Annotated in this window: 1 pseudogene; it reads left to right on the forward strand. The window is 29.1% G+C overall.

Annotation, left to right across the window (positions count from 1 at the left end):
* A pseudogene (locus tag H2279_RS08750) lies at positions 1 to 415 on the forward strand (hypothetical protein); the annotation flags it as partial.
* Between the last annotated feature and the right edge of the window lie 14 nt (positions 416 to 429).

Here is a 429-nt window from a genome sequence, read left to right on the forward strand (position 1 = left end):
TTATGCTGAAATGCAAATGGATAAATATTACAAAGCTAAAGGTTATAAAAGAATCAGCTTAAATAAAGTCAAAGGACTTGATGATAAAATTCATCATGGAATTGATGGAATTTATTATAATCCAAATAAAAATCCAAAATATATCATCGCAGAAGCTAAGTTTGGAAAAAGTAAATTAAATAGAAAAACCGAGCAAATGAGTGATGGTTGGCTAACAGATAATGAGCTAAAGCGACTTAAAGACGATGTAGGAGAAGAACATGCCAAAGAAATAGACAAACTTCTCAATAGCAATGAAGTTAGAAAGGATTTATTTCATATCGATAAAAAAGGCAATGTAAGCATTAAAGAATTAGATAAAAACGCAAAAACTAAAAACTTAATCGAAAGGATAGAAAATGCTAAGAGATACTAGTAAAGATGAAGCGT

The organism is Campylobacter sp. B0100352/1, from assembly GCF_020135855.1.
Lineage (GTDB): Bacteria > Campylobacterota > Campylobacteria > Campylobacterales > Campylobacteraceae > Campylobacter_D > Campylobacter_D taeniopygiae.